The sequence below is a fragment of the Amycolatopsis sp. NPDC051106 genome (assembly GCF_040682775.1).
GTDB lineage: Bacteria > Actinomycetota > Actinomycetes > Mycobacteriales > Pseudonocardiaceae > Amycolatopsis.
Map to the genome: position 1 here is coordinate 19,560 of NZ_JBFBBQ010000076.1, position 21,694 is coordinate 41,253.

At 71.9% G+C, this 21,694-nt stretch carries 24 protein-coding genes; 12 read left to right on the plus strand and 12 right to left on the minus strand.

Translation table 11 applies throughout. The annotated features are described in order from the left end of the window. Positions 1-20: 20 nt before the first annotated feature. On the minus strand, positions 21-590 hold the full coding sequence (locus AB0M83_RS37495; protein ID WP_364524662.1) for a GNAT family N-acetyltransferase: 570 nt from the start codon (positions 588-590) through the stop codon (positions 21-23). A 55-nt stretch (positions 591-645) separates the two neighbouring features. Between AB0M83_RS37495 and AB0M83_RS37500 the strand changes: the two genes are divergently transcribed. From AB0M83_RS37500 to AB0M83_RS37515, 4 genes are all read left to right on the plus strand, one after another. After that, positions 646-1,035, plus strand: a complete 390-nt coding sequence (locus AB0M83_RS37500) for an HTH domain-containing protein (RefSeq protein WP_364524663.1) — start codon at positions 646-648, stop codon at positions 1,033-1,035. Positions 1,036-1,561: 526 nt separating this feature from the next. Continuing rightward, positions 1,562-1,999, plus strand: coding sequence for a helix-turn-helix domain-containing protein (locus tag AB0M83_RS37505; protein ID WP_364524664.1), 438 nt, complete (start codon positions 1,562-1,564; stop codon positions 1,997-1,999). Further along, positions 1,996-2,502: a hypothetical protein gene (locus AB0M83_RS37510; protein ID WP_364524666.1), complete on the plus strand. Its 507-nt coding sequence runs from the start codon at positions 1,996-1,998 to the stop codon at positions 2,500-2,502. The genes AB0M83_RS37505 and AB0M83_RS37510 overlap by 4 nt, the downstream gene beginning before the upstream one ends. Then, the gene (locus AB0M83_RS37515) at positions 2,495-3,538 is read left to right on the plus strand and encodes an MAB_1171c family putative transporter (protein ID WP_364524668.1); all 1,044 of its coding nucleotides are present in this window, start codon (positions 2,495-2,497) and stop codon (positions 3,536-3,538) included. The genes AB0M83_RS37510 and AB0M83_RS37515 overlap by 8 nt, the downstream gene beginning before the upstream one ends. Here the strand turns inward: AB0M83_RS37515 and AB0M83_RS37520 are convergent, their stop codons facing one another. From AB0M83_RS37520 to AB0M83_RS37535, 4 genes are all read right to left on the minus strand, one after another. Continuing rightward, positions 3,539-4,495: a catechol 2,3-dioxygenase gene (locus tag AB0M83_RS37520; RefSeq protein ID WP_364524670.1), complete on the minus strand. Its 957-nt coding sequence runs from the start codon at positions 4,493-4,495 to the stop codon at positions 3,539-3,541. Positions 4,496-4,505: 10 nt separating this feature from the next. Next, on the minus strand, positions 4,506-5,552 hold the full coding sequence (locus tag AB0M83_RS37525; RefSeq protein WP_364524672.1) for a 4-oxalomesaconate tautomerase: 1,047 nt from the start codon (positions 5,550-5,552) through the stop codon (positions 4,506-4,508). Beyond that, on the minus strand, positions 5,549-6,253 hold the full coding sequence (locus tag AB0M83_RS37530) for a 4-carboxy-4-hydroxy-2-oxoadipate aldolase/oxaloacetate decarboxylase (RefSeq protein WP_364524674.1): 705 nt from the start codon (positions 6,251-6,253) through the stop codon (positions 5,549-5,551). The genes AB0M83_RS37525 and AB0M83_RS37530 overlap by 4 nt, the downstream gene beginning before the upstream one ends. Before the next feature lie 601 nt (positions 6,254-6,854). Continuing rightward, entirely contained in the window at positions 6,855-7,532 is a 678-nt protein-coding gene (locus tag AB0M83_RS37535) for a GntR family transcriptional regulator (protein WP_364524676.1), read from the minus strand. 75 nt (positions 7,533-7,607) lie between these two features. Between AB0M83_RS37535 and AB0M83_RS37540 the strand changes: the two genes are divergently transcribed. After that, positions 7,608-8,393 (plus strand): DUF1932 domain-containing protein, encoded by a 786-nt coding sequence (locus AB0M83_RS37540; protein WP_364524678.1) that lies wholly within the window; start codon positions 7,608-7,610, stop codon positions 8,391-8,393. Between the two features lie 448 nt (positions 8,394-8,841). Beyond that, the gene (locus AB0M83_RS37545; protein ID WP_364524709.1) at positions 8,842-9,090 is read left to right on the plus strand and encodes a hypothetical protein; all 249 of its coding nucleotides are present in this window, start codon (positions 8,842-8,844) and stop codon (positions 9,088-9,090) included. 9 nt (positions 9,091-9,099) lie between these two features. Here the strand turns inward: AB0M83_RS37545 and AB0M83_RS37550 are convergent, their stop codons facing one another. Next, a complete protein-coding gene (locus AB0M83_RS37550) occupies positions 9,100-9,564 on the minus strand; it encodes an STAS domain-containing protein (protein WP_364524680.1) in 465 nt (154 codons plus the stop codon). 40 nt (positions 9,565-9,604) lie between these two features. Continuing rightward, entirely contained in the window at positions 9,605-9,958 is a 354-nt protein-coding gene (locus AB0M83_RS37555; protein ID WP_364524682.1) for an HPF/RaiA family ribosome-associated protein, read from the minus strand. A gap of 352 nt (positions 9,959-10,310) precedes the next feature. Here AB0M83_RS37555 and AB0M83_RS37560 point away from each other — a divergent pair, with 352 nt between their 5' ends. The 5 genes from AB0M83_RS37560 (at position 10,311) to AB0M83_RS37580 (ending at position 15,304) form a co-directional block, all read left to right on the plus strand. Continuing rightward, positions 10,311-11,486, plus strand: coding sequence for a YbdK family carboxylate-amine ligase (locus tag AB0M83_RS37560; protein WP_364524707.1), 1,176 nt, complete (start codon positions 10,311-10,313; stop codon positions 11,484-11,486). Between the two features lie 218 nt (positions 11,487-11,704). Next, complete coding sequence (locus AB0M83_RS37565; RefSeq protein WP_364524684.1) at positions 11,705-13,135, plus strand: DUF4389 domain-containing protein; 1,431 nt, start codon at positions 11,705-11,707, stop codon at positions 13,133-13,135. 139 nt (positions 13,136-13,274) lie between these two features. Then, entirely contained in the window at positions 13,275-13,802 is a 528-nt protein-coding gene (locus tag AB0M83_RS37570; RefSeq protein WP_364524686.1) for a sigma-70 family RNA polymerase sigma factor, read from the plus strand. Between the two features lie 70 nt (positions 13,803-13,872). Next, the gene (locus tag AB0M83_RS37575; RefSeq protein ID WP_364524688.1) at positions 13,873-14,706 is read left to right on the plus strand and encodes an alpha/beta hydrolase; all 834 of its coding nucleotides are present in this window, start codon (positions 13,873-13,875) and stop codon (positions 14,704-14,706) included. A 25-nt stretch (positions 14,707-14,731) separates the two neighbouring features. After that, entirely contained in the window at positions 14,732-15,304 is a 573-nt protein-coding gene (locus tag AB0M83_RS37580; RefSeq protein WP_364524690.1) for a TetR family transcriptional regulator C-terminal domain-containing protein, read from the plus strand. Positions 15,305-15,308: 4 nt separating this feature from the next. Here AB0M83_RS37580 and AB0M83_RS37585 read toward each other — a convergent pair whose 3' ends face one another. Further along, positions 15,309-16,088 (minus strand): IclR family transcriptional regulator, encoded by a 780-nt coding sequence (locus AB0M83_RS37585; protein WP_364524692.1) that lies wholly within the window; start codon positions 16,086-16,088, stop codon positions 15,309-15,311. A 107-nt stretch (positions 16,089-16,195) separates the two neighbouring features. Here AB0M83_RS37585 and AB0M83_RS37590 point away from each other — a divergent pair, with 107 nt between their 5' ends. Continuing rightward, on the plus strand, positions 16,196-17,473 hold the full coding sequence (locus tag AB0M83_RS37590; RefSeq protein ID WP_364524694.1) for an MFS transporter: 1,278 nt from the start codon (positions 16,196-16,198) through the stop codon (positions 17,471-17,473). 391 nt (positions 17,474-17,864) lie between these two features. On the opposite strand, the gene AB0M83_RS37595 is transcribed toward AB0M83_RS37590, so the two are convergent. The 4 genes from AB0M83_RS37595 to AB0M83_RS37610 all read right to left on the minus strand — a co-directional run bounded on the left by AB0M83_RS37595 (position 17,865) and on the right by AB0M83_RS37610 (position 21,500). Continuing rightward, entirely contained in the window at positions 17,865-19,223 is a 1,359-nt protein-coding gene (locus tag AB0M83_RS37595; RefSeq protein WP_364524696.1) for an MFS transporter, read from the minus strand. A 19-nt stretch (positions 19,224-19,242) separates the two neighbouring features. Further along, entirely contained in the window at positions 19,243-20,151 is a 909-nt protein-coding gene (locus AB0M83_RS37600; RefSeq protein WP_364524698.1) for an amidohydrolase family protein, read from the minus strand. Further along, positions 20,148-21,173: an amidohydrolase family protein gene (locus AB0M83_RS37605; protein WP_364524700.1), complete on the minus strand. Its 1,026-nt coding sequence runs from the start codon at positions 21,171-21,173 to the stop codon at positions 20,148-20,150. Before AB0M83_RS37605 ends, AB0M83_RS37600 begins: the two co-directional genes overlap by 4 nt. Before the next feature lie 180 nt (positions 21,174-21,353). Then, complete coding sequence (locus tag AB0M83_RS37610; protein WP_364524702.1) at positions 21,354-21,500, minus strand: hypothetical protein; 147 nt, start codon at positions 21,498-21,500, stop codon at positions 21,354-21,356. Positions 21,501-21,694: the final 194 nt, after the last annotated feature.

Genomic DNA, 21,694 nt, shown 5'->3' on the forward strand with positions numbered 1-21,694 from the left:
CGTGTGTCCGGTGGCCGCGATCAGCGGAGATCGAGCCGCATGAGCCAGCGGACCCGGCGATCCGCCCGCGCTTCGGTCGGCCGGACCCGCTCGAAGCCCGCCGCTTCGAACAGCGACGTCGTGCCGACGTGGGCGGCGCTCGAACTGATGCGGGCGCCCTCCGGGTCCACCGGGTAACCCTCCACCGCCGGCGCGCCGTGCGAACGCGCGTGGTCGACCGCCCCGGCCAGCAACGCCGCGGACACCCCGCGGCGGCGGTAGGGCGAGCGCACCACGAAACACACCACGCTCCACACCGGCAGGTCGTCGAGCGGGGGCATCGTCCGGGACCGCACGAGACGTTCCATGCTCGACCGCGGCGAGACACCGCACCAGCCGACCGGGGTGTCCCCGTCGTAGGCGAGCACGCCCGGCGCGGGCTCGCCGGCGCAGAGGCCCCGGACCCGGTCAGCTCGCGCTTCGCCGCGCAGCGCGCTGTACTCGGCCGACGTGACGCGGTACGCGAGGCACCAGCAGGCGCGGTCGTTGCCGCTGGGGTTGAGGATCGCGGCGACGTCTTCGAAGCGCGAAGCAGGGCGGATCAGGACCATGGGATCACCGTAGGATCGGATGCCCGACAAGGCGATGTCGGTTGGGGGAACTCAGGTGGATCGGCTCGTCGGCTCCGGCCGCTACCCGGGGATGGCCCAGCTGCACCAGGCCGTGCCGCTGGTCGAGCGGCAGCACGCCCTGATCGAGGAGATGCGCGCGCGGGCGCCCCGGTTCGTCACGGGCCGGGTCCTGGCCGAGCGCACCGGCACGACCGTGCGGACGGTCGAACGCGACGTCACGCGCCTGCGCGCGGCGGGCGTCCCGGTCGAGGTCAAGCGCGGCGCCGGCGGCGGCTACCGGCTCACGATGCCGTCCATCGTGGCTCCGGTGACCTTCAGCCCGGGCGAGGTCGCCGCCCTCGTCGCGTCACTGGTGGCCCTGGGCCCGTACACCTCCGCCACCGCCTGCAGCGCGCTGGCCAAATTGCTCACCACTTTCCGCTAGCCGATTTATCGACTCCGGTCACGACCGGCGGCGAACCCGATGGACGTCCCGCAAAAGAGGACTAGCGGCTGGAACCGGCGCAGCGGGCGTCCGCCGGCCCGGGGTGCCGGACGGGGACGATGCGCGTCACCGGCACCGGAACCGGCGGACCGGATCCGGTGAGCACCGTCGTGTAGACCGTTATACGGATCAGGTGGATGATCGGTGTCGTCTCGCAGCTGGACGCCGCGACGAGCACGACGTCGGGGGAAGCGTCTTCGCTTCAGGTTCGCTGCCCCGCAGGGCAGCCGGCGCCTCCGATGCAGTGGGCGTAGAGCAGTCCGGCAGCGCCCACCACGGCCAGCCGTCCCGGAATCGTCCTCGCTCGGACCGTCTTCCTCGGAATGTGAACCGCCCCCTCGCCCATTCACATCAGTTGGTGAACTCGGCGGCGATCGTAAACTGACGTGACCGGCGCGGTCAACTGAGGTGGACCGGTGACCGTGAACCGGCCTCACCGCAGCTGGCGCCGCGCTAAACTCCGGACATGCCGGAGGAGATCGCCGCGGGAACCCTCTCCGCGAAGCTGAACCACCTGTTCGGCGTCGTGCGCCCCGCCGACGGCGACGAGTACACCTTCGACGAGGTCGCCGAGTCGATCCGCACCCAGGGCGGCCCGACCATTTCCGCGACCTACCTGTGGCAGCTGCGCAAAGGCCTGCGCGACAACCCGACCAAGCGGCACCTCGAAGCGCTCGCGGGGTTCTTCGGCGTGCCCCCGGCGTACTTCTTCGACGACGCGGAAGCCGAGCGCATCGACGCCGAGCTGACGCTGCTCAGCGCGTTCCGCGACGCGCCGGTCCGGCAGATCGCCCTTCGTGCGCGCGGGCTGTCGGCGAAGAGCCTCGAAGCGATCAGCGACATGGTCGATCGCGTCCGCGAGCTCGAGGGCCTGCCCGAACCGGCGAGCGACGCCGAACGATGAGCTCGCGCGGGCGACGGCAGCTGCGTCACCGCTTCTCCGCGGTGCTGCGGGACCTGGACCTGCCGGCCTCCTTCGACGTGCCGGCGTTGTGCGCGGCCCTGGGCGAGCGGCGCGGCCGGCCGATCCGGCTGCTGCCGCTGCCGGGGCTGTCCGAGGTGTGCGGGCTGTGGATCGCGACGGACACGACCGACCTGATCGCGTACGAGCGCCACACGAGCGCGCCGCACCAGGACCACATCGTGCTGCACGAGATCGGCCACATGCTGTGCGACCACTACCCGGCGTCGCTCACCCCGGCCGAGCAGATGCGGCTGCTGCTGCCCAGCCTGGATCCGGCCATGGTGCGGCGGGTACTGGGACGGGCGGGGTACACGAGCGTGGAGGAGCGGGAGGCGGAGTTCTTCGCTTCGATGCTGGGCCAGCACACGGGACTGGCACAGCGCGGCGATTCGGTCGCGGACCGGCTGCGCTCGGCCCTGGAGGACGGCGGCGACCGTGGGTGAAGTCCTGCGCCGCTACGGCCCCGCCGCCCTGGCCTGGGTCCTGCTGCTGGTCCTGCGCCCCGGCCCCGCCGCCGGCCGCCGGCTCGTGCGGTTCTGCGTGCTGGGTCTCGCCGTCTCGCAGACCGCGCTGATCCCGGCCGTCCGCGACCTCACCCGCGCCCTCGGCGTGCCCAGCGTCGAACTGCTCGTCGCCCACCTCGCCATGGTCGGCGCGGTCTGGGCCGGCGCCCAGGTCCTCCTGCGCCTGCACGGACTTCCGGCGAGCGCCCGCCGCCACACCGCCTGGGCCCTCGCCGGCGGCGCCGCGATGGTCGTCACCTTCACGCTGGCCCCCGACGTCATGCCGCAGTCGCCGTTCGTCATGGAGTACTGCATCGCCTACGCGGTGGCGCTCCTGCCCGAGTTCGCGGTCATCGGGCGGCTGTGCCTGCAGGACGCGCGCAAGGCGCCGGACCGGATCCTGCGCACCGGGCTCGGCCTGGTCGTCGCCGGGATCGTCGCCGCGGCCGCGTACATGGTGATCCGGACCGTCATCGCGATCTCCGCCCGCGCGCCGTTCGACTTCGACTACGGCCGGGGTTTCCTGCTGAGCAAGGCCCTCCCCACGACGGCGCACCTGCTCGTGCTCGTCGGCGTCGGCGTGCCCGCGGCGGCCGGCTGGCTGCGCCGCCACCGGCAGTACCGCCGGCTCGGCCCGCTCTGGCTGGCCCTCTACCGGGCCGAGCCCGCGATCGCCCTGGAACCGCCGCGCACCACCGTGTTCCCGACCCGCCTGCAGCTCTACCGGCGGGTCATCGAGATTCGCGACGGTCTGCTCGTGATCCGCCCGTACCGCAGCGGGTCCGGCGCCGGGGAACACCAAGAAGCCGCCGAGATCCTGGCCGCCCTGCGCGCCCGCGAGGACGGCCTGCCCCCGCTCGCTCCCGAGACGACCGTCCAAGGTGGACAGGACCTCGGCAGCGACACCGAGTACCTCTGCCGCGTCGCCGACGCCTTCCGGGAAATCAGCCGGCGGCCCACCGCGGACGTCTCCTGATCACTCCACCGGCGGCGTGCCGTGCGTGTGGAACGACTCGATCGTCTTCAGCCCCCACGCCTGCCCCTTCGCCCGCTCGGCCTCGGTCCACGTCACCGGTTCCCAGTCCGGCGCGAAGATCAGCCGCCCGGTCGGGTTGCACAGCTCGATGCGGTTGCCGCCGGGCTCGTAGAGGTAGAGGAAGAACGTCTGCTGGATCGCGTGCTTGTGCGGGCCGGTCTCGATGTGGACGTCGTTGTCGAGCGCGATGTCGGCCGCCCGCAGGATGTCCTCGCGCGTGTCGGTCGCGAACGCGATGTGGTGCAGGCGCCCGTTCGACTTCGTCCAGTCCGTCGTGTAGACGATGTCGTAGGACTTCTGCGCGAAGTGCGTCCACTGCCCCGAAATCACGCCGCTGTCGAGCTGGATCTGCTCGGTGACCCGGCCGCCCAGCGCGTCGCAGACGAACCGGCCGTTGACCTCGGCCTCCCGGGCCAGGTAGTTGACGTGGTCGAGGCGCCGGACGCCGACCCCGCGCCCCGGGTAGGCCTGCGCCTGGTTCTTCAGCGCGGGCCGCAGGTGCTCCGGCGGCCGGTAGCGCTCGGTTTCCCAGTAGACCTCGAGCTCGTGGCCGTCCGGGTCGCGGAACAGGTAAGTGGGGCCGATCCCGGTGTCGCCGTCGACCCAGCCGACGCCGAGCCCGCGCTCTTCGAGGGCGACCACGCGGCGCTTGAGGGCCTCTTCGCTGGACGCGCGCACCGCGGTCCGCCCGACCCCGGACGTCTTCGCGGCGGTGAGCTTCAGGCTGTGGTGCTCGTAGTCGTCCCAGGTGCGCAGGTAGACGGAGTCGCCTTCGCTGCCGTTCTCGGTCAGCCCGAGCACGCGGACGAAGAAGTCCAGGCTCTTCTCCGGCTCCGGGGTGAGCAGCTCGACGTGACCGAGGTGCGCGATCTCGTGGCGGGGCGAGGGCTGCGGCATCGAGGGCTCCTCAGGGGCGGGGGAAGACGGTGCCGTCGAACAGCTTCCGCGCGGTGCGGATCACCGTCGACCGGCGGACGCGAGACCCGTCGAACTCGATCGCCACCGCGAGCTTGCCGCTCGGGTGCTCGATCTGCACGGGACCGCCGTCGGTTTCGAGCAGCTCGTGGCCGACGGCACCCTCGAGCAGCAGCGCCGTGACGACGCTGACGCCGCCGAGCACGCCGATCGAGGGGTGCGGCTTGACCGGGATGAACGTCCGGGTGCAGATCGCGCCGCCGTCGCGGGGCGCGGCGACGAGCGTGGTCTTGGGGACCGAGCTGCCGCGGACGTCGCCGAGGCCCATCAGCTTCCCGGCTTCGACGCGCAGCGCGTCGATCCGCTCGGCGAGAGCGGTGTTCGCGCCGAGCTCGGCAGCATCTTCGTACCCGGTGATGCCGAGGTCTTCGGCGCGCGCGACGACGACCGGCATGCCGTTGTCCACACAGGACACCGGGATGCCGCCGACGTCGTCGCGGACGTTGCCGGTGGGCAGGAGGCTGCCGCAGACGGACCCTTCGGTCTCGGTGAAGTCGAGCTCGACGGGGGCGGCGGTGCCGGGCACGCCGGAGATGGCGGTGCTACCGCTGTAGTCGACTTCGCCGCCGGGGGTGGCGAAGGTCGAGACGGCGATGGTGCCGGTGTTGACCAGTCGCACGCGCACGGTGGTGCGGTCTCCGCCGGCGGGCACCAGGCCCCGCTCGACGGCGAACTGCCCGACGCCGGCCAGCAGGTTGCCGCAGGTCTGCCGGTCGGAGACGGTGGGTTCTTCGACGCCGAGCTGCAGGAACAGGTAGTCGATGTCGTGCCCGGGCTCGCTCGCCTTCGAGACGATGGCTACCTTGCTGGTGACGGGCTGGGCCCCGCCGACGCCGTCGATCTGGCGCGGGTCGGGGGTGCCCATGATCCGCATCAGCAGGTCGTCGCGGGTTTCCGGGTCGGCGGGGAGGTCTTCGGCGAGGAAGTAGGCGCCCTTGGAGGTGCCCCCGCGCAGGAGCATGCAGCGCACGCCGGTCATGCCTGCTCCTTCTCGTACTCCTCGGCGGTCAGGTAGCGGACGCCGAGGGCTTCCAGCTTCTCGCGCAGGCCGTAGCGGTCCAGGCCGAGCTGCCCCTGGGCGAACGCTTCCCTTGCGGCGGCTTCCTTTTCCAGCCGTGCCTGCGAAGCTTCGAGTCCACTTCGGACGTCCTCGCGGCGGACCCGCATGACGCCGTCGTCGTCGGCGAGGATGGCATCGCCGGGGCGGATCACCTGGCCGCCGATGACGACGGGCACGTTGACGGCACCGGCGGTCGCCTTGACGGTCCCCTGCGCGCTGACGGCGGCCGACCACACGGGAAAGCCGAGAGCGCGCAGCTCGGCGACGTCGCGGACCCCGGTGTTGATGATGAGGCCGGCGACTTTGCGGTACCGCAGGGCGGTGGCGAACAGTTCGCCGAAGAGCCCGTCGCGGCACGGCGAGGTGGTGGTGACGACGAGGACGTCACCTTCGCGGCACTGCTCGACGGCCGCGTGGATCATGAGGTTGTCGCCGGGCCAGCAGAGCGCGGTGACGGCGGTGCCGCCGATGCGCGCGCCGTCCTGGATGGGGCGCAGGTCCGGGCCGAGCAGCCCGGAGCGCCCGAGGGCCTCGTGCACGGTGGCAACGCCGTAGTCGGCCAGGCGCGCGACTTGCTCGAGATCGGCGCGCGGCGGATCAGTGACGATGACGGGCTTCATACGGTTCACGGTACGGTTCGGTTGACGAAATTGTCAACAATTTTGGTGAGCAAGTCCGGCGCGGTCATGGGCGCGGAAAGTGGGACCGAAGGTGGGTGCACCTCTGCGACGCCCGGCGCCACGCACCCATGCGGCGTTCGGTGCGCCCCACGCACCCAATGTGGCGTTCGGTGCGCCCCACGCACCCAATGCGGCGTTCGGTGCGCCCCACGCACCGCAGTGCGCCCGGCGCACCAAGCCCCTGCTGCGCGCGCCGGACTCGGATGCGTGACGGTGGCAACCGGCCGTGACCTCCGCACCCGGCGGCCTTGCTGCTCCCCCGCACCCAAAGTGGCGTTCGGCGCGGCCATGCACCCAACGCGGCGTTCGGTGCGTCCCACGCACCCAAAGTGGCGTTCGGTGCGCCCCACACACCCAAAGTGGCCTTCGGCGCGTCCCACGCACCCAAAGTGGCCTTCGGTGCATCCCACGCACCCAAAGTGGCCTTCGGTGCATCCCACGCACCCAAAGTGGCCTTCGGTGCATCCCACGCACCCAATGTGGCGTTCGGTGCGTCCAACGCACCCAACGCCACATTGGGGCGCTCCGAACCGACCCGAGATCAGCGGTGGAGCGGCGAAACCTCCGCGGCGTCAGCCGCCTTGAGGGCCTCGATCACGCTCCCCAAATGGGCCCGCGCCGCCTCGGCTGCGCGGGCCGGGTCGTTTGCGCAGATCGCGTCGATGATCGCCAAGTGCTCCGGCAGCGATACCTGCGGCCGGCCCGGGCGCATCGCCAGCCGGAACTGGTGGCGCACGCTCTGCCCGCGCAGCCTCTCCAGTACCTGCGCCGCCGTGCGCTGGCCGCTGATCTCGCGGACCCGGCGGTGCAGCCGCTGGTTGAGACCCGAATACCCGACCACGTCCCCGCCTGCCACGGCCTGGTGCATCAGCTCGCCCAGCTCGCGCAGCTCGCCGACCTCCGCGTCGGAAATGCGCTCCGCCGCCTTCGCCGCGCACAGCGACTCCAGCATCATCCGGACTTCGGAAATCTCGACGGCCTCTTCCAGCGACACCGCGCGCACCCGGGCGCCCCGGTTCTGCACGCGCTCGACGAGCCCCTCGTTCGTCAGCTCGATCAGCGCCGCGCGCACCGTCGCGCGGCTCGCGGCGAACTGGCCGGACAGGTCCGCCTCCACCAGCCTCTGGTTGGGCACGAACTCGCCGCGGACGATCGCGTCGCGGATGGCCGCCACCACGGAACGCTCCCCCGGCTGCCCGTCGGCCGCACTCTCCGTCATACCCCGGCTCCGTTTGTTGACAATTTTGTCGAGAACATCGTGTACTCGATCGTAGCTTGTAGAGAGGATTTTGCTATGACCGGAACCATCGCGGTACTGGGACTCGGCGAAGCGGGCAGCGCGCTCGCTCGCGACCTGGCCGCCGCCGGAGCCGTCGTGCGCGGCTACGACCCGGCCGTCGCCGCCGTCGAGGGTGTCGTCGCGGCCGGCTCCGAGGCCGAAGCCGCCGAGGGTGCCGATCTGGTGCTCAGCGTGAACAGCGCGGCAGCGGCCGTCGGCGCGCTCGAAGCCGGCCTGACCGGCCTGAAGGCGGGCGCCGCCTGGGCCGATCTAAACACCGCCTCCCCCGGCACCAAGCGCAAGCTGGCGGACATCGCCGCCCGGCACGGCGTGCCGTTCGCCGACATCGCGATCATGGCGCCGGTGCCGGGCCGCGGCCTGCGTGTCCCGATGCTCGCCACCGGTGTCGCCGCCGAGATCGTCGCCGATTCGCTCACCACATTCGGCGCCGCGATTGAGGTCATGGCCGGCGACGCCGGACTCGCCGCCGAACGCAAACTGCTCCGCAGCGTGTTCTTCAAGGGCATGTCGGCCGCCGTGGTCGAAGCCCTGACGGCCGCACGCGCCGCGGGCTGCGAGGACTGGCTGCGGAAGATCATCGTCGATGAGCTCACCTCGGCGAACGCGGCCACCGTGGACCGGCTCGTCGACGGCTCCTTCAAGCACGCCGTCCGCCGGACCCACGAGATGGCGGCGGCCGCGGAGATGCTCGGCGAGCTGAACGTGCGTGCCGACGTCGCGTCCGCCGCTCGTGACCAACTTGCGTCCATAGCTGATTCCCAGAATTGTCAACAATCTTGACGCAACGCTTGTGGCCCCTATCTCGCCCGGCTGTTCAGCGCGCAGACGCTGATCTACGCGGCGGCCGGCGCCTACTACCCCGCCGACAGCCGGGCCACGGCGCTCGGCTGGGTGGCCGGCGTCGGCCGGACGGGCGCGGTGTTCGGGCCGTGGCTGAGCGGAATCCCCGTCGCCGGCGGACTGTCGTCGCTCGGCTTCGCGGTCGTGGCGGACGCCAAGCGAGCCGAAAGCCATGTCCCGCAACCGTCGTCCGGGCCGCACACTCCAACCCGTTTGCCGTCCCCGGCGAGCGGCCGGGAGGACTACATTCGGGGGTCCGGGAGCCAGCAGGCCCCGGTGACTCCGCCCCGGTCCCCGGCGGCACCACTCCTGTGGTCGAAGCCGACCGGAGGGCCGGAATGACAGCCCACGCCATCCCCCGCACGAACGCGCGCCCAGCCCCGCTCCGATGACCGGCTCACGGTCGTGGCCGCCGCCCGAGGACCGGACCGATCCCTTCGTCCTGACGGGAGAACAGCGGCACCGGGCCGTTCGCGTGGTCGCCTCCGCCTCGCACGACGCCGGCGACTGCGCGCTGCTGCTCGCCGTCCTCGGTCTCGCCGCGGCCGACGGCCGTCCGCCGGAGGCCGACGCTCACGCGGAACCGCCGGAACCGCACCGCCGGTGGCGAAGCACCCCGCAGGCGCGGCGGCGCTGACCCGGCGGGTCAGCGGCGGCCGTCTCCCGGGCCACGCGGCGCGGCGAGGGCCGCTGTCCGCGAGTAGTGGACGGCCAGGCGTTCGCACGTCCGGGTGAGCCGCAGCGGGTGCCAGGTCGACCGGGTCGTGGCCACCAGGCGCACGTCGGTGCCCGGCCCGGCCCGGCGGTGGGCGTCGATCAGCACCGCGAGACCGGCGGCGTTCAGGAACCGGACGTACGACAGGTCGACGACGATCCGCCGCGGTGCCCGGTCCAGCGCCGCGTCGAGGACGTGGCGGAGCAGGGGCGCGCTGCCGAGGTCGACCTCCCCGTCCACGGCGACGACCAGTGCCGGGCCGCACCACTCCTCGGTGATCGTCAGGTCCTGGTACCGAAGGGCCGGCTCCCGGTTCCCGGAAGGCCGCGGGAATTCCAGCACCGGGCGGCGGGGACCCGGGACGGCGACGGGTTTCACGATCGGATCCCCTTTCATGGCAATCAGTTCAGCGTAAATGACCGTCCATAGCGGACGACTACATGCCGGTGCAGCTGTCCTGGTGCCGGATCGAGTCCCCACCCTTGTGGTGGTCCGTCCGGCCGTACTGGCTTTCCAGCGCGCTCTCGAGCTTGTGCGCGGCACCCCGGCACGCCTCGGCGACCGAGCCGGCGTGGTGGCTGACGGTCAGCGCCCGCCGTCCGGCCGGCCGGGCTTCGAGCACGCAGCGCCGGTCCGGCCCGTCGGCGGTGGTTTCCTCGCTGAAGTGGACTTCCAGCCGCGTGATGTGGTCGCTGAACCGCGACAGCCGGGCGGCGAGCTCCGATTCGAAGTGCCGGATCAGCTCTTCGCCGCCGTGCAGGGTCCGGTCCGTGCTGATCTGGATCAGCATGCGTTGTCCTCTCGACGACCGGCCGGCCCGGTCCGCGCGAAGCGGGTGGGCGGCCTCCGGTCATCGTGGTCGCCCCGGCCCCGGCCTGCCCAGGGCCGACCGTCCTCGACCCGGGGGCCGAACGAACCTTTCGCCGCCGCGGGATGGCCTGCCCGGCCGTCATCGGCTGGATCGTGCGCGCGACGCCCACGCACGCGCGGTTTCCCCGGTTGGCCGACAGGATCGCTTGCGTCCGGGCGTACGGCCCGCGGAAGGGCCGAAAGTTGCCCGACGAGTGACCGGCGGCCCTTCTCCGGCGCGGGCCCGCCGGTGAGACTGGCGATCCCACCAAGGAACGGAGCGGGCCTTGCACGTGCGACTTCCGCCGCCGGAACGAGAGCCGCTCACCTTCGGTGTCGAGGAGGAATTCGTCCTCGCGGACCCGGTCAGCGGCGGGGTGGCGCTCGCGGCGCCCCGGGTGCTGGAGCTGCTCGACGGCGAGCCCGCGGTGACGCCGGAGTTCCTGCGCTTCCAGATCGAAACCGCCACCGGGGTCCGCACCGGCCTCGACGAGCTCCGGGCGGACCTGCTCGGGTTGCGCGGGCTCGTGGCGGACGCCGCCGGCCACGCCGGCTGCCTGGTGCTCGCATCCGGGACACCGCCGTACGGCGAGCTGCCGGGCCTGCCCGGCGTCACTCCCGAACCCCGGTACCAGGCGCTGGCCGCCCGGTTCCCGTCGCTCATCCAGCAGGCGGGCACGTGCGCCTGCCACGTGCACGTCGGCATCCCGTCCCCGGCGCTCGGCGTCCGGGTCCTGGCCGGGCTGCGGCCCTGGCTGGCCCCGTTGCTCGCGCTCGGCGCGAATTCGCCGCTCGCCCACGGCGAGGACTCCGGGTGGGCCAGCGGCCGGTACCCCCTGTGGTCGCGGTGGCCGACCGCGACCCCGCCGCTCGACTGGCCGGACGCGGCCACCTACGCCGCGAGCGTCGACGACGCGGTACGCCGGGGTGACGCGATGGACGCCCACGGCGTCTACTTCTACGCCCGGCTCTCGCCGAAGTACCCGACGGTGGAGATCCGGATCTCGGACGTCGGCCTGACCGTCGAGGACGCCGTGCTGATGGCCGGCCTGGCCCGCGCCCTCGTCGTCACGATCCTCGAGGAAGCCCGCGCCGGGGTCGCGGTCCGGGCGGTACCGGACCGGCTGGTGCTCGCGTCCCTCACCGCCGCGGCCCGCGAAGGCGCCCCCGGCCACGGTGTCGACCCCTTCACCGGCGAACTCCGCCCCCAGCGGCTGATCGTCGACGGCCTGCTGGAGTACGTCCGGCCGGCGCTGCTGGCCGCCGGGGACCTGGCGGCGGTCGAGCGGCAGCTCGCCGTGGTGCGAGCCGGGGAAACCGGCGCGCAGCGCCAGCGCGCGCTCTTCGCCGGCGCGGGCTCCCCGGGCGTGTTCGTGGCGGGCCTGGCCGCGGCGACCCTCGCCGGGACGAGCACGCCGGCCGCCCGGCGAGCGGTCCCCGTCCAGGACGGCTGTTCCCCGAGCCGGTGACGTTCGCCGGGAACCCGGGGGTCGCCGGACTCTGGCCCGCGCGCCGGGCGGCCCCAGGCTGGAGAGGGGAAACCGGCCATCCGGCCGGAGACCCGGCCACCTCCCGGCCCGTCGCGACCACGACGGACATCGGCGGCGGCGGCCACGGCGACCCGCCCGCCGATCCGGACCCGGGGGCGGATCGGCGCGGCACGAGCTCGCCTCGAGGAAGGACACCCATGACCGCCGCACGCACCTACCCGGTCCGGGTCGGAGCCCGGCTCGACGAACCCCTGTCGCGTTGGCTCTGGCTGGTGAAATGGGTTCTCGCGGTCCCCCACTACCTGGTCCTGGCGGTCCTGTGGGTCGCCTACCCGTTCGTCGGCGTCGTGGCGTTCTTCGCGATCCTGGTGACCGGGCGCTACCCGCGGCCGCTCTTCGACTTCACCGTCGGCGTGCTGCGCTGGAGCTGGCGTGTCCAGTTCTACGCGACCAGCGCGCTCGGCACGGACCGGTATCCCCCGTTCACGCTCGCCGACGTGCCGGACTACCCGGCCCGGCTGGAAGTCGAGTATCCGCAACACCTTTCGCGCGGGCTCGTCCTCGTGAAGTCGTGGCTGCTGGCCCTGCCGCACCTCGTCCTGGTCGGCCTGTTCGCCGGTGGCGGCAGCTGGCTGGCCGGCCGCGACGGCTCGGACGGCTTCACCTGGGCGGCCGGCGGCCTGGTCGGCGTCCTCGTGCTGGTGGCCGGGGTGATCCTGCTGGTGACCGGCCGGTACCCGCGGCCGCTCTTCGACTTCCTGCTCGGCCTGGACCGCTGGGTGCTGCGGGTGGCCGCTTACGTGTCGCTGCTGACCGACGTCTACCCGCCGTTCCGCCTCGACCAGGGTGGGGCCGAGCCGGGCGGCACCGAGCCGGTGCCGTCTCCGGATTCGCCCGCACCCGGGCGCGCCGGCTGGACCGGCGGCCGGACCGCGGCGGCGATCGCGGGCGCGGCGCTCGTCCTGGTTTCGGCCGGCCTGCTCACCGGCGGCGCGGCCGTCCTGTGGGCGGACCGCACCCAGCGCGACGCCGACGGTTACTTCAGTGGCTCGAACGGCTTCTCCGCCGGCGGATACGCCCTCACGAGCGACCCGATCCAGCTCCACGGCGTCGAAGCCGGTGCCGCCGGCTGGGCCGCGACCGTCGGCGAGACGCGGATCCGCGCGACCGGCGCGGAGAAGCCGGTCTTCGTCGGGATCGCCAAGACCGCGGACGTCGAGCGTTACCTCGCCGCGGCGGAGTACAGCACCGTCACGGACCTGACGGAAGACGGTGCCGTGGCCACGGTCCACCCCGGTGGCGCGCTCGCCACGCGACCGGGCGACGCCGGGATCTGGGCCGCCGGCGCCACCGGCGTGGGCACTCAGACGCTCGCCTGGCCGGTGCAGGACGGCGACTGGACGCTCGTGGTGCTGAACGCCGACGGTTCTCGCGGCGTGGTGGCGCAGGTCGAAGCCGGGGCAACAGTTCCGGCGCTGGGCTGGGTGGCGGCCTTCGTCCTCGGTGTGGGCCTGCTCGTGCTCGCCGGCGGCGTGACGCTGATCTGGATCGCCGCGCGCGGCGCCTCACGCGGCCCCGGCACACCGCAGGTGCCGGCCCCCGAGCCGGAACGGACGTCGACGGTGTAAGGGAATTGCTCACCACGGCCCGCCGGAACCCTGGCTCCCCGGGGTTTCGGCGGGCACCGTCTTCCGCGATTCGAGGCGCGCCAAGGAAAACGCGAGGGCGTGCATCCCTCATCCGGGACGAGCGTCCGAGGAGCAGCCGATGACGGTCGACGAAACCCTGCTGCGATCGGCGATGGCGGGCGACCCCACCGCCACGGACACCCTGCTGGGGCTGGTGCGCCCCGCGGTGCTCACCTACTGCCGCGCCCGGCTCGGCGGCCGGAACGTGCGCGACAGTGACGCGGAGGACTGCGCTCGGGAGGTCCTGCTCGGCGTCCTGCGCGCACTGCCGCACTACCGGTACGACGCCGACCGGTTCCTGGGCTTCGTCTACGGGATCACGGCGCACAAGGTGGTCGACGCCCGGCGCCGCCGCACCCGCGACGCCAGCTCACCGGTGGCCCACCTGGCCGCCACGCAGCTCTCCCCCTCGGAAGACCCCGAAGGGCGCGAGCGGGTGGCCTGCCTGCTCGGTCACTTGGCGGCGCAGCAGCGGAACATCGTCGTCCTGCGGGTGCTCCTCGGGCTGTCCGCGCGGGACACGGCCACCACGCTCGGCATGCCCAGTGCGGGCGCGGTGCGGGTGAGCCAGCACCGCGCGCTGTCCAGCCTCCGGCGGCACGTGTAGCCGCGCGAGTCCGGCAGCGGTCGGATCGCCCTCCCTTGACGAATCTAAGACGACCGGTCATATTGAAAACATGACTGAGATCAAGCCCCGGTTCCGGAGCATCGACGGGTTGTCCATCCGGTACGCCGAGAGCGACGGGCCGCACGAAGCGGATGCCCTGCTGCTGAGCCCGTGGCCGGAAAGCCTGTTCGCCTTCGACGCGAGCTGGGCGCACCTGGCCGCGCACGCCCACCTGGTCGCCGTGGACCTGCCCGGGTTCGGGCACTCCGAACTGCGCGAAGACCTGCTTTCGCCGCGGGCGATGGGCGAGTTCGTCGTGCGGATCGCCGACGAGCTCGGGCTGGCGAAGCCGCACGTCGTCGGCCCGGACATCGGCACCAGCGCCGCGCTGTTCGCCGCGGCCGCCCACCCGGGCCGGTTCCGCAGCGTCACCGTGGGGTCCGGCGGGGCGTCGGTCCCCCTGGACCTGGGCGGCGTGCTGGACGAGTGGGTGCGTGCCGAGGACCTGGCGCCGTACCGGGCGCTGGGCGCCAAGGACGTCGTGAAGCTCGCGTTGAGCACGATCGAGGGTTACGAGCTGCCCGAGGTCGTGCGCGAGGACTACCTCGCCGCCTACTGGGGACAACGGTTCGCCGAGCAGATGCCCTACGTCCGCGCGTACCCGGCCGAGCTCCCCGTCCTCGGCGAGCTGCTGCCCGGCATCGAGACGCCGGTGCAGATCATCGCCGGGCGGCGGGACCCGGTCGTGCCGCCGGCCAACGCCGAGTACCTGCACGAGCGGCTGCCCCACAGCCGGCTCGACGTCCTCGACACGGGTCACTTCGCCTGGGAAGAGGACGCGGCCGGATACGCTCGCGCCATCACCGCCTGGTGGCAGGCGAACGCGCCGTTCCCGTCGGCTTGACGCACCTGCGGAGGAGGAGACCCGGATGGCCAGGGCGAGCGTGCGCGAACAGATCGTCGACGCCGCGTACGAGCAGTTCCACCGGCGCGGCTACCACGCCTGCGGCGTCAAGCTGATCACCGACAGCGCCGGCGTGCCGAAGGGGTCGTTCTACAACCACTTCGCCAGCAAGGAAGCGCTCGCGCTGGTGGTGATGGAGCGCTACGGCGCCACCCGGCGGGTGCCGGAGCTCGCCGACCGGTCCGGCGCGCCGCTGGCCCGGTTGCGCGCCCACTTCGAATTCCTCGCCAAGGACATCGAAGACCACGGCTATGAACGCGGCTGTGTGTTCGGCAACTTCAGCAACGAAGCGGCCGACCACAGCCCCGCCATCCGCGACGGCCTGGTGACGAGCTTCGCGACCTGGGCGGGGGCGGTGGCGGACACGATCCGCGAAGCCCAGGCGGACGGGTCCGTCACTTCGCCGCAGGACCCGGAGGTGCTGGCGCGGTTCCTCGTCAACGCCTGGGAAGGCGCCATCGTCGGCGAGCGCGCCACCAAGGACGGCTCCTCCTTCGCCGCGTTCTTCACCATCGCGTTCGGGACGCTCCTGCGCTGAACCGTCAGCGGCCGGCCAGCTCCCGGGAGATGCCGCGCGCCGCCGTCTGCACGGCCAAGCCGAGGCGCCGCGGCTGGGCGACCCGCTTCGGGACGAGGACGCCGAGCACGCCCGCCAGTGTGTCGCCGCGGCCGAACACCGGTGCGGCGACGGACACGATCGACTCGTGCTCGTCCTCGCGCCGGAAGATCGCGAGCCGCTCGCGGCGCACCTCGGCGAGCGTGCGGCGCAGGACGTCGGCGGAGATGAGGCGGTTGTCCGGTTCGCTGTAGACCGGCTTGGCGAGCAGCTCTTCCTGGACTTCCTTCGGGGCGAAGGCCAGCAGCGCGAGCCCGACTCCGGTGGAGTGCAACGGAAGCCGCCCGCCGATGCGGTAGTCGACCGGCGTCGCCTGGTGCGCGGAAAGCCGCTCGACGAGCATCGCCTGCATCCCGTCGCGGACGGCGAGCTGGACGTGCTGGTGGGTCACCTCGGCGAGGTCGTTCATGAACGGCAGCGCCACCTGCCGCAGCCCGTGGCCGCGCGGGGCGAGCGTCGCGACCTCCAGGAGCCGGAGCCCGACGCAGAACCGGCCGCTGTCGTCGCGCTCCAGCGCACCCCAGTCCACCAGGCGGTTCGCGAGCCGCAACGCCGAGCTCGGCGGGATGCCGGCCCGGCGGCTCAGCTCGGCCAGCGTGAGCGTCCGGTGCTCCGCGTCGAACGCCGACAGCAGCGACAACGCCCGGTCGACGACCGGTTCCCCGTGCGGCGGACGGCGTCCCCGCACGCGCACGGACTCGGTCACGACGACCTCGGCGTTCCATTGGTTGGCATCCCTCTCACGGTACACGGCCCCGGGCGCTCATCCTTCCCGCAGGTCAGCCGCGATCGAGCCGTGAAAGGTGCCCAACGATGAGTACTTCTTTCCGCCAGGCCTCCGCACCCGCCGGGACGGCGTTCCCCGGGCCCCGGCGCGGGTTTCTCTTCTTCTTCGCCTTCGCCGCGGTCGGCGCGGGGATGGCGGTGCTCGTCCCGGCCGTGCTGACGCTGTCGGTGAAGGCGACGCTGCTCGACCCGGCGGGCGCGACGACGATGGTGTCCATCGTGACCAGCGTCAGCGCCCTGTGCTCCCTGGTCGCCTTCCCGGTCTTCGGCAGGCTCAGCGACCGGACGACGGGCCGGTTCGGCCGGCGCAGACCGTTCCTCGTGCTCGGCGCGATTCTGTTCACGCTGGGCGCGATCGGGTTGCAGCTGGGCGCGACGACGTTCGCGCTGACTGTGGCGGCGAGCTGCACGACGGTCGGCGCGAGCGCGGCCACCGTCGCGTTCACCTCGGTGATCCCCGACCAGCTGCCGCCGGACCGCCGCGGTCCGGCGTCGGCCGTCGTCGGGCTGAGCCTCCCCGTCGGCGCGGTCCTCGGCCTGTTCATCGCGCAGCTCGTCGCCCCGGACCTGCCCGCGATGATCCTGCTGCCGGCCGGGTTCGCGGTCCTCGGGACGCTCCTGCTCGCCGTCACGATGCGGGACCGGCGGCTGCCGGTGACGGAGCGGCCCGCGTTCGCCTGGCGCGACCTGCCCCGCACGTTCTGGGTGAACCCGGTGCGGCACCCCAACTTCGGCTACACCTGGCTCAGCCGGCTGCTGATCTTCTTCGGGGTCGCCGCGATCCAGGCCTACCAGGCGTTCTACCTGATGAACGTCTTCCACATCCCGCCGGCCGGCATCGCGAACGCGGTCTTCCTGTCCACGCTCGTGCTCACCGGCGCGGCCCTGCTGTTCGCTCCCCTGGCGGGCAAGCTCTCGGACCGCGCCGGGCGCCGCAAGCCGTTCGTCGTCACGGCGGCGGTGATCTTCGGCTGCGGCCTGCTGCTCGCGACGTTCACCGGCACCTATCCCCTGTTCCTGTTCGCGATGGGCATCATCGGCCTCGGCCAGGGGGTCTACTTCGCGGTGGACATCGCGCTGATCACCCAGGTGCTCCCCGACCCGGCCGACACGGCGAAGGACCTGGGGCTGATGAACCTGGCCGGCAACCTGCCGACGTCCGTGGTGCCGGCCCTGGCCCCGGCGATCCTCGCGATCGGCGCGACGGCCGCGGTGCCGCAGAACTTCCCGGCGCTGTTCGTCGCGGGCGCGATCGCGGGACTGCTCGGCGCGGTGCTGATCCTGCCGATCCGGAAGGTGCGCTAGTGCCGAAGCGGCCCACCCGGTTGCGGCTCGACCACCTCACGCCGGGCCGCCCTTCGGTTTCGCCGCGCGGTTCCTGGTGGCTGCCCGCCGGTTCGGCCGTCCAGCCCGCGTACGAGATCCGGCTGACCGACCCGGACTGGACGTCGGGGCGGTGCGAAAGCGACCGATCCGTGCTCGTCGACCTGCCCCGACGTCCGGCGACGGCGTGGCAGGTCCGCGTCCGGACCTGCACACCCACGTCGCCGGGATCCGGCTGCCGGACGACCCGGGTCACGCCGAAGCGGGGTACCGGCGGTTCCTCGTCCGGCCGTGCCCCGGCGGCGGCCTCGACCGGGCGACGTCAGGCTTCCCGGCTCGGAAAGCGTCGACGCGGGACCGGGGCGGCACACGTTCACGGTGTCGTCGTGATCGCTTCCGGCGCTGTGGACTTCAGCCTTGCCTGCCGTGTCCGCGGCCCGAAGATGGCCAAAACCACCGCGCCGACGAGCCAGGTCCCGGCGATGAACAGGAACACGCTCTGGTAGCCGCTCCCGTTGTACAGCGCGGCGACGATCAGCGGGCCCACCGCGTTCGACAGCCGCCCGAGGCCGTACGACACCCCCGTGCCGAGCGACCGGCCGCGCGTGTCGAACAGCTCCGGCGAGTACGCGTACCCGAGCGCCGTGTACCCCCGCTCGAACAGGTTCACCAGGAAGCCGAACACCACGATCAGGATCGGGTTGAACGTCAGCCCGTAGAAGAGGCCGCACAGCGCGATGACCGCGCCGAACGCGACCAGGCACCACTTGCGTTCGAACCGGTCGGTGACCAGGGCGGCCAGGTACGAGCCGAGCGGCGCGCCGACCGTCGTGAGGGCCACGTAGAACACCGACTTCTCGACGCTGAAGCCCTCCTTGGCCAGCAGCGTCGGCGCCCAGCTCGAGTAGCCGAAGAAGCCGATCGTCTGCGTCACCCACAGGACGGTCAGCAGCAGCGTCGGATACAAATACTTCTTCTGCAGCAGCAGCCGCAGCGGCGCCTTGCCCACCGGGGCTTCCTCGATCGGCGGCGCGGGCTCCGGCAGCGGGCCCTTCTCCGCCGCGACCTGCTCCTCGATCTCCCGCAGCACCGCGTCGGCCTTGGCGTGTTCGCCGCGGCTCTCGTACCACCGCGGCGACTCCTTCAGGTGCCGGGTGAACAGCACGAGCAGGACACCGAGCGCGCCCCACAGGTACACCAGCCGCCACGACCAGGAGTTGATCGGCACCACCGCGCTGGCGATCAGGTTGGTCACCGGCGTGCCGCAGATGCCGATCACGATCGCGTACGCCTGGTACTTGCCGCGGCTCGCCGCCGGGTACAGCTCGCTGACGTAGATGACCGCGACGACGGTCATCGCCGAGAGGCCCGCCGAAGTCAGGATGCGGAACACGCCCAGCGACACGATGTCCCACGAGAACACCGCCGCGAACGAGAAGACGCCGAACCAGACGGTCGTCCACATGAGCGCGTTCTTGCGGCCCCAGCGGTCGGCGAGCTTGCTCGCGATGATCGAGCCGAAGAACATGCCGACGAACGACAACGAGGTCACGTAGGCGACCTGGTTCACCGTCACGCCCCACAGCTTGATCAGCTTGGGCGCGGTGGTGGCGAAGCTGTTGATGTCCGCGAACTCGAAGAAGTAGGCGAACGAGACGGCGAGCAGGGTGACCTTGTGGAAGCGCGAGATCGGCAGGCGGTTCAGCCGGTTGAACGCGTTGGCGTGCTGCATTGCATGCCCTTCGGGGGTTTCAGGCGGTTTCGCCGGGCCAGTAGAGGCGCATCGGGTTGTCGACGAGCAGTTTCCGTTGCTGCTCGGTGGTTTCGGCGATCTGCGGGACGTAGTCGACGAGGAGGCCGTCGTCGGGCATGTGGTCCTTCAGGTTCGGGTGCGGCCAGTCGGTGCCCCACAGCACGCGGTCCGGGAACTCCGTCACGACGCGCCGCGCGAACGGGACGACGTCGGTGTAGGCGTGCCGTTCGCCGTCGAGGGCCGGCGGGCCGGTCACGGTGAGGCGCTCGGGACAGCTCACCTTGACCCACACGTCGTTGCGGTCCACGAACTCCAGGAACCGCGCGAACTCCGGTCCGTGCACCGGTTTCGTGACGTCGGGGCGTCCCATGTGGTCGATCACGAGCGGCGCGGGGAGCTCGCCGAAGAAGTCCTCGAGTTCGGGCAGGTCGGCGGCTTCGAAGTAGAGCACGACGTGCCAGCCGAGCGGGGCGATCTTCTTCGCGATCGTGCTGAGGTCCTGTTTGGGCGAGGCGTCGACGAGCCGCTTCACGAAGTTGAACCGCACGCCGCGGACGCCTTGCGCGTCGAGTTCGCGTAGTTCCTTTTCCCCGATGTCCGGCCGGACGGTCGCGACACCGCGGGCCCGGCCGTCCGCGGCCCGGACGGCGTCGAGCATGGCGGAGTTGTCGGCGCCGTGACAGGTGGCCTGCACGATGACGTTGCGCGCGACGCCGAGGTGGTCACGCAGGGCGAAGAGCTGGTTCTTGCTCGCGTCGCAGGGCGTGTACTTGCGCTCCGGCGCGAACGGGAATTCCTTCTCCGGGCCGAAGACGTGACAGTGGGCGTCGACGGTGCCGTACGGCAGTGCGAAGTCCGGTGTGGACGGATTCGCGTACCAGTCCAGCCAGCCGGGCGTCTTGGTCATCGGCCTTGTCCCTTCAGGAGGGCGTCGAGGCGCGGGTAGACGGCGCGGGCGTTGTGCTCCCGGATCGCGGCCCAGTCCTCTTCGGACAGTTTCGCGGCTTCGGCGTACCGGCGGGTGTCGTCGAAGTGGTGGCCGGTGCGCGGGTCGACACTGCGGACGGCGCCGATCATCTCGGAGGCGAACAGGATGTTGCGCGCCGGGATGACGTCGAAGAGCAGGTCCGAGCCCGGCTGGTGGTAGACGCAGGTGTCGAAGAAGACGTTGTTCAGCACGTGCTCTTCCAGTTCCGGCTTGCCCAGCGCCATCGCGAGGCCGCGGAACCGGCCCCAGTGGTAGGGCACCGCGCCGCCGCCGTGCGGGATGACCAGTCGCAGCGTCGGGAAGTCGGCGAAGAGGTCACCCTGCACGAGCTGCATGAACGCGGTCGTGTCGGCGTTGAGGTAGTGCGCGCCGGTGGTGTGGAACGCCGGGTTGACGCTCGTGCTGACGTGCACCATCGCCGGGATGTCGTACTCGACCATTTTCTCGTAGATCGGGTACCAGGACCGGTCGGTGAGCGGCGGGGCCGTCCAGTGGCCGCCGCTGGGGTCGGGGTTGAGGTTGAGCGCGACGGCGCCGTACTCCTCGACGCAGCGGGTCAGCTCCGGGACGCAGGTCGCGGGGTCGACACCTGGGGACTGCGGGAGCATCGCGGCCGGCGCGAACCGCTCCGGGTAGAGGGTGCTGACGCGGTGGCAGAGCTCGTTGCAGATCGCCGCCCACTCGGCGGAGGTCTCGAAGCCGCCGACGTGGTGGGCCATGAACGAGGCGCGCGGCGAGAAGATCGTGAGGTCGATGCCGCGTTCGTCCATGAGCCGAAGCTGGTTCGGCTCGATGGTCTCGCGCAGTTCGTCATCACTGATCCGCAGGTCGGCCCGCGAGGACGCGACGCCGGGATCGTCCAGCGACGCGATCTGCTGGTCGCGCCACGCCGCGAGGGCGGGTGGCGCGGTCGTGTAGTGGCCGTGGCAGTCGATGATCAAGGCAGTTCCTCGTCGCTCCGCATGCTGGATACTCGCACACTAATCGTCGATGAAATTGTTGACAATATGTGTGACGAGGTTGTGACTGAGGTGGGGGCGGGTGTCGACGGCCTGTGACGGCTGGCGCCGGTCGCCGATGTCCTGAATGAGTCATTCAGGGCGTGCGAGGTCCTGAATGACTCATTCAAGACGTTCGCCGAGGCGACCACGCCCGTCGACCTGCGCCCAGGGCTTCGGCGAGGTCGGGGCGCAGGTGTCCGACAGGGGCCGCTGCGATGTCGTGAACGACTCGTTCACCTCGTCCGACGACATGAACGGGTCGTTCATGTCGTCCGGCTGCCGGCGCGACCCGGCAGCGCTGCCCCGCCGTCGCCGAGACCCCGGCCGCCGATGCAGTGAATGACTCATTCCTGGCGTCGGACGCCGTGGGCTTGACCCGGTTTGGCGGACACCTCTGATCAGGGGCGGGAGCTCCTGGAAGGGATGTCCCTCATCATGGATCCCATGGCGAAGAAGAAGCC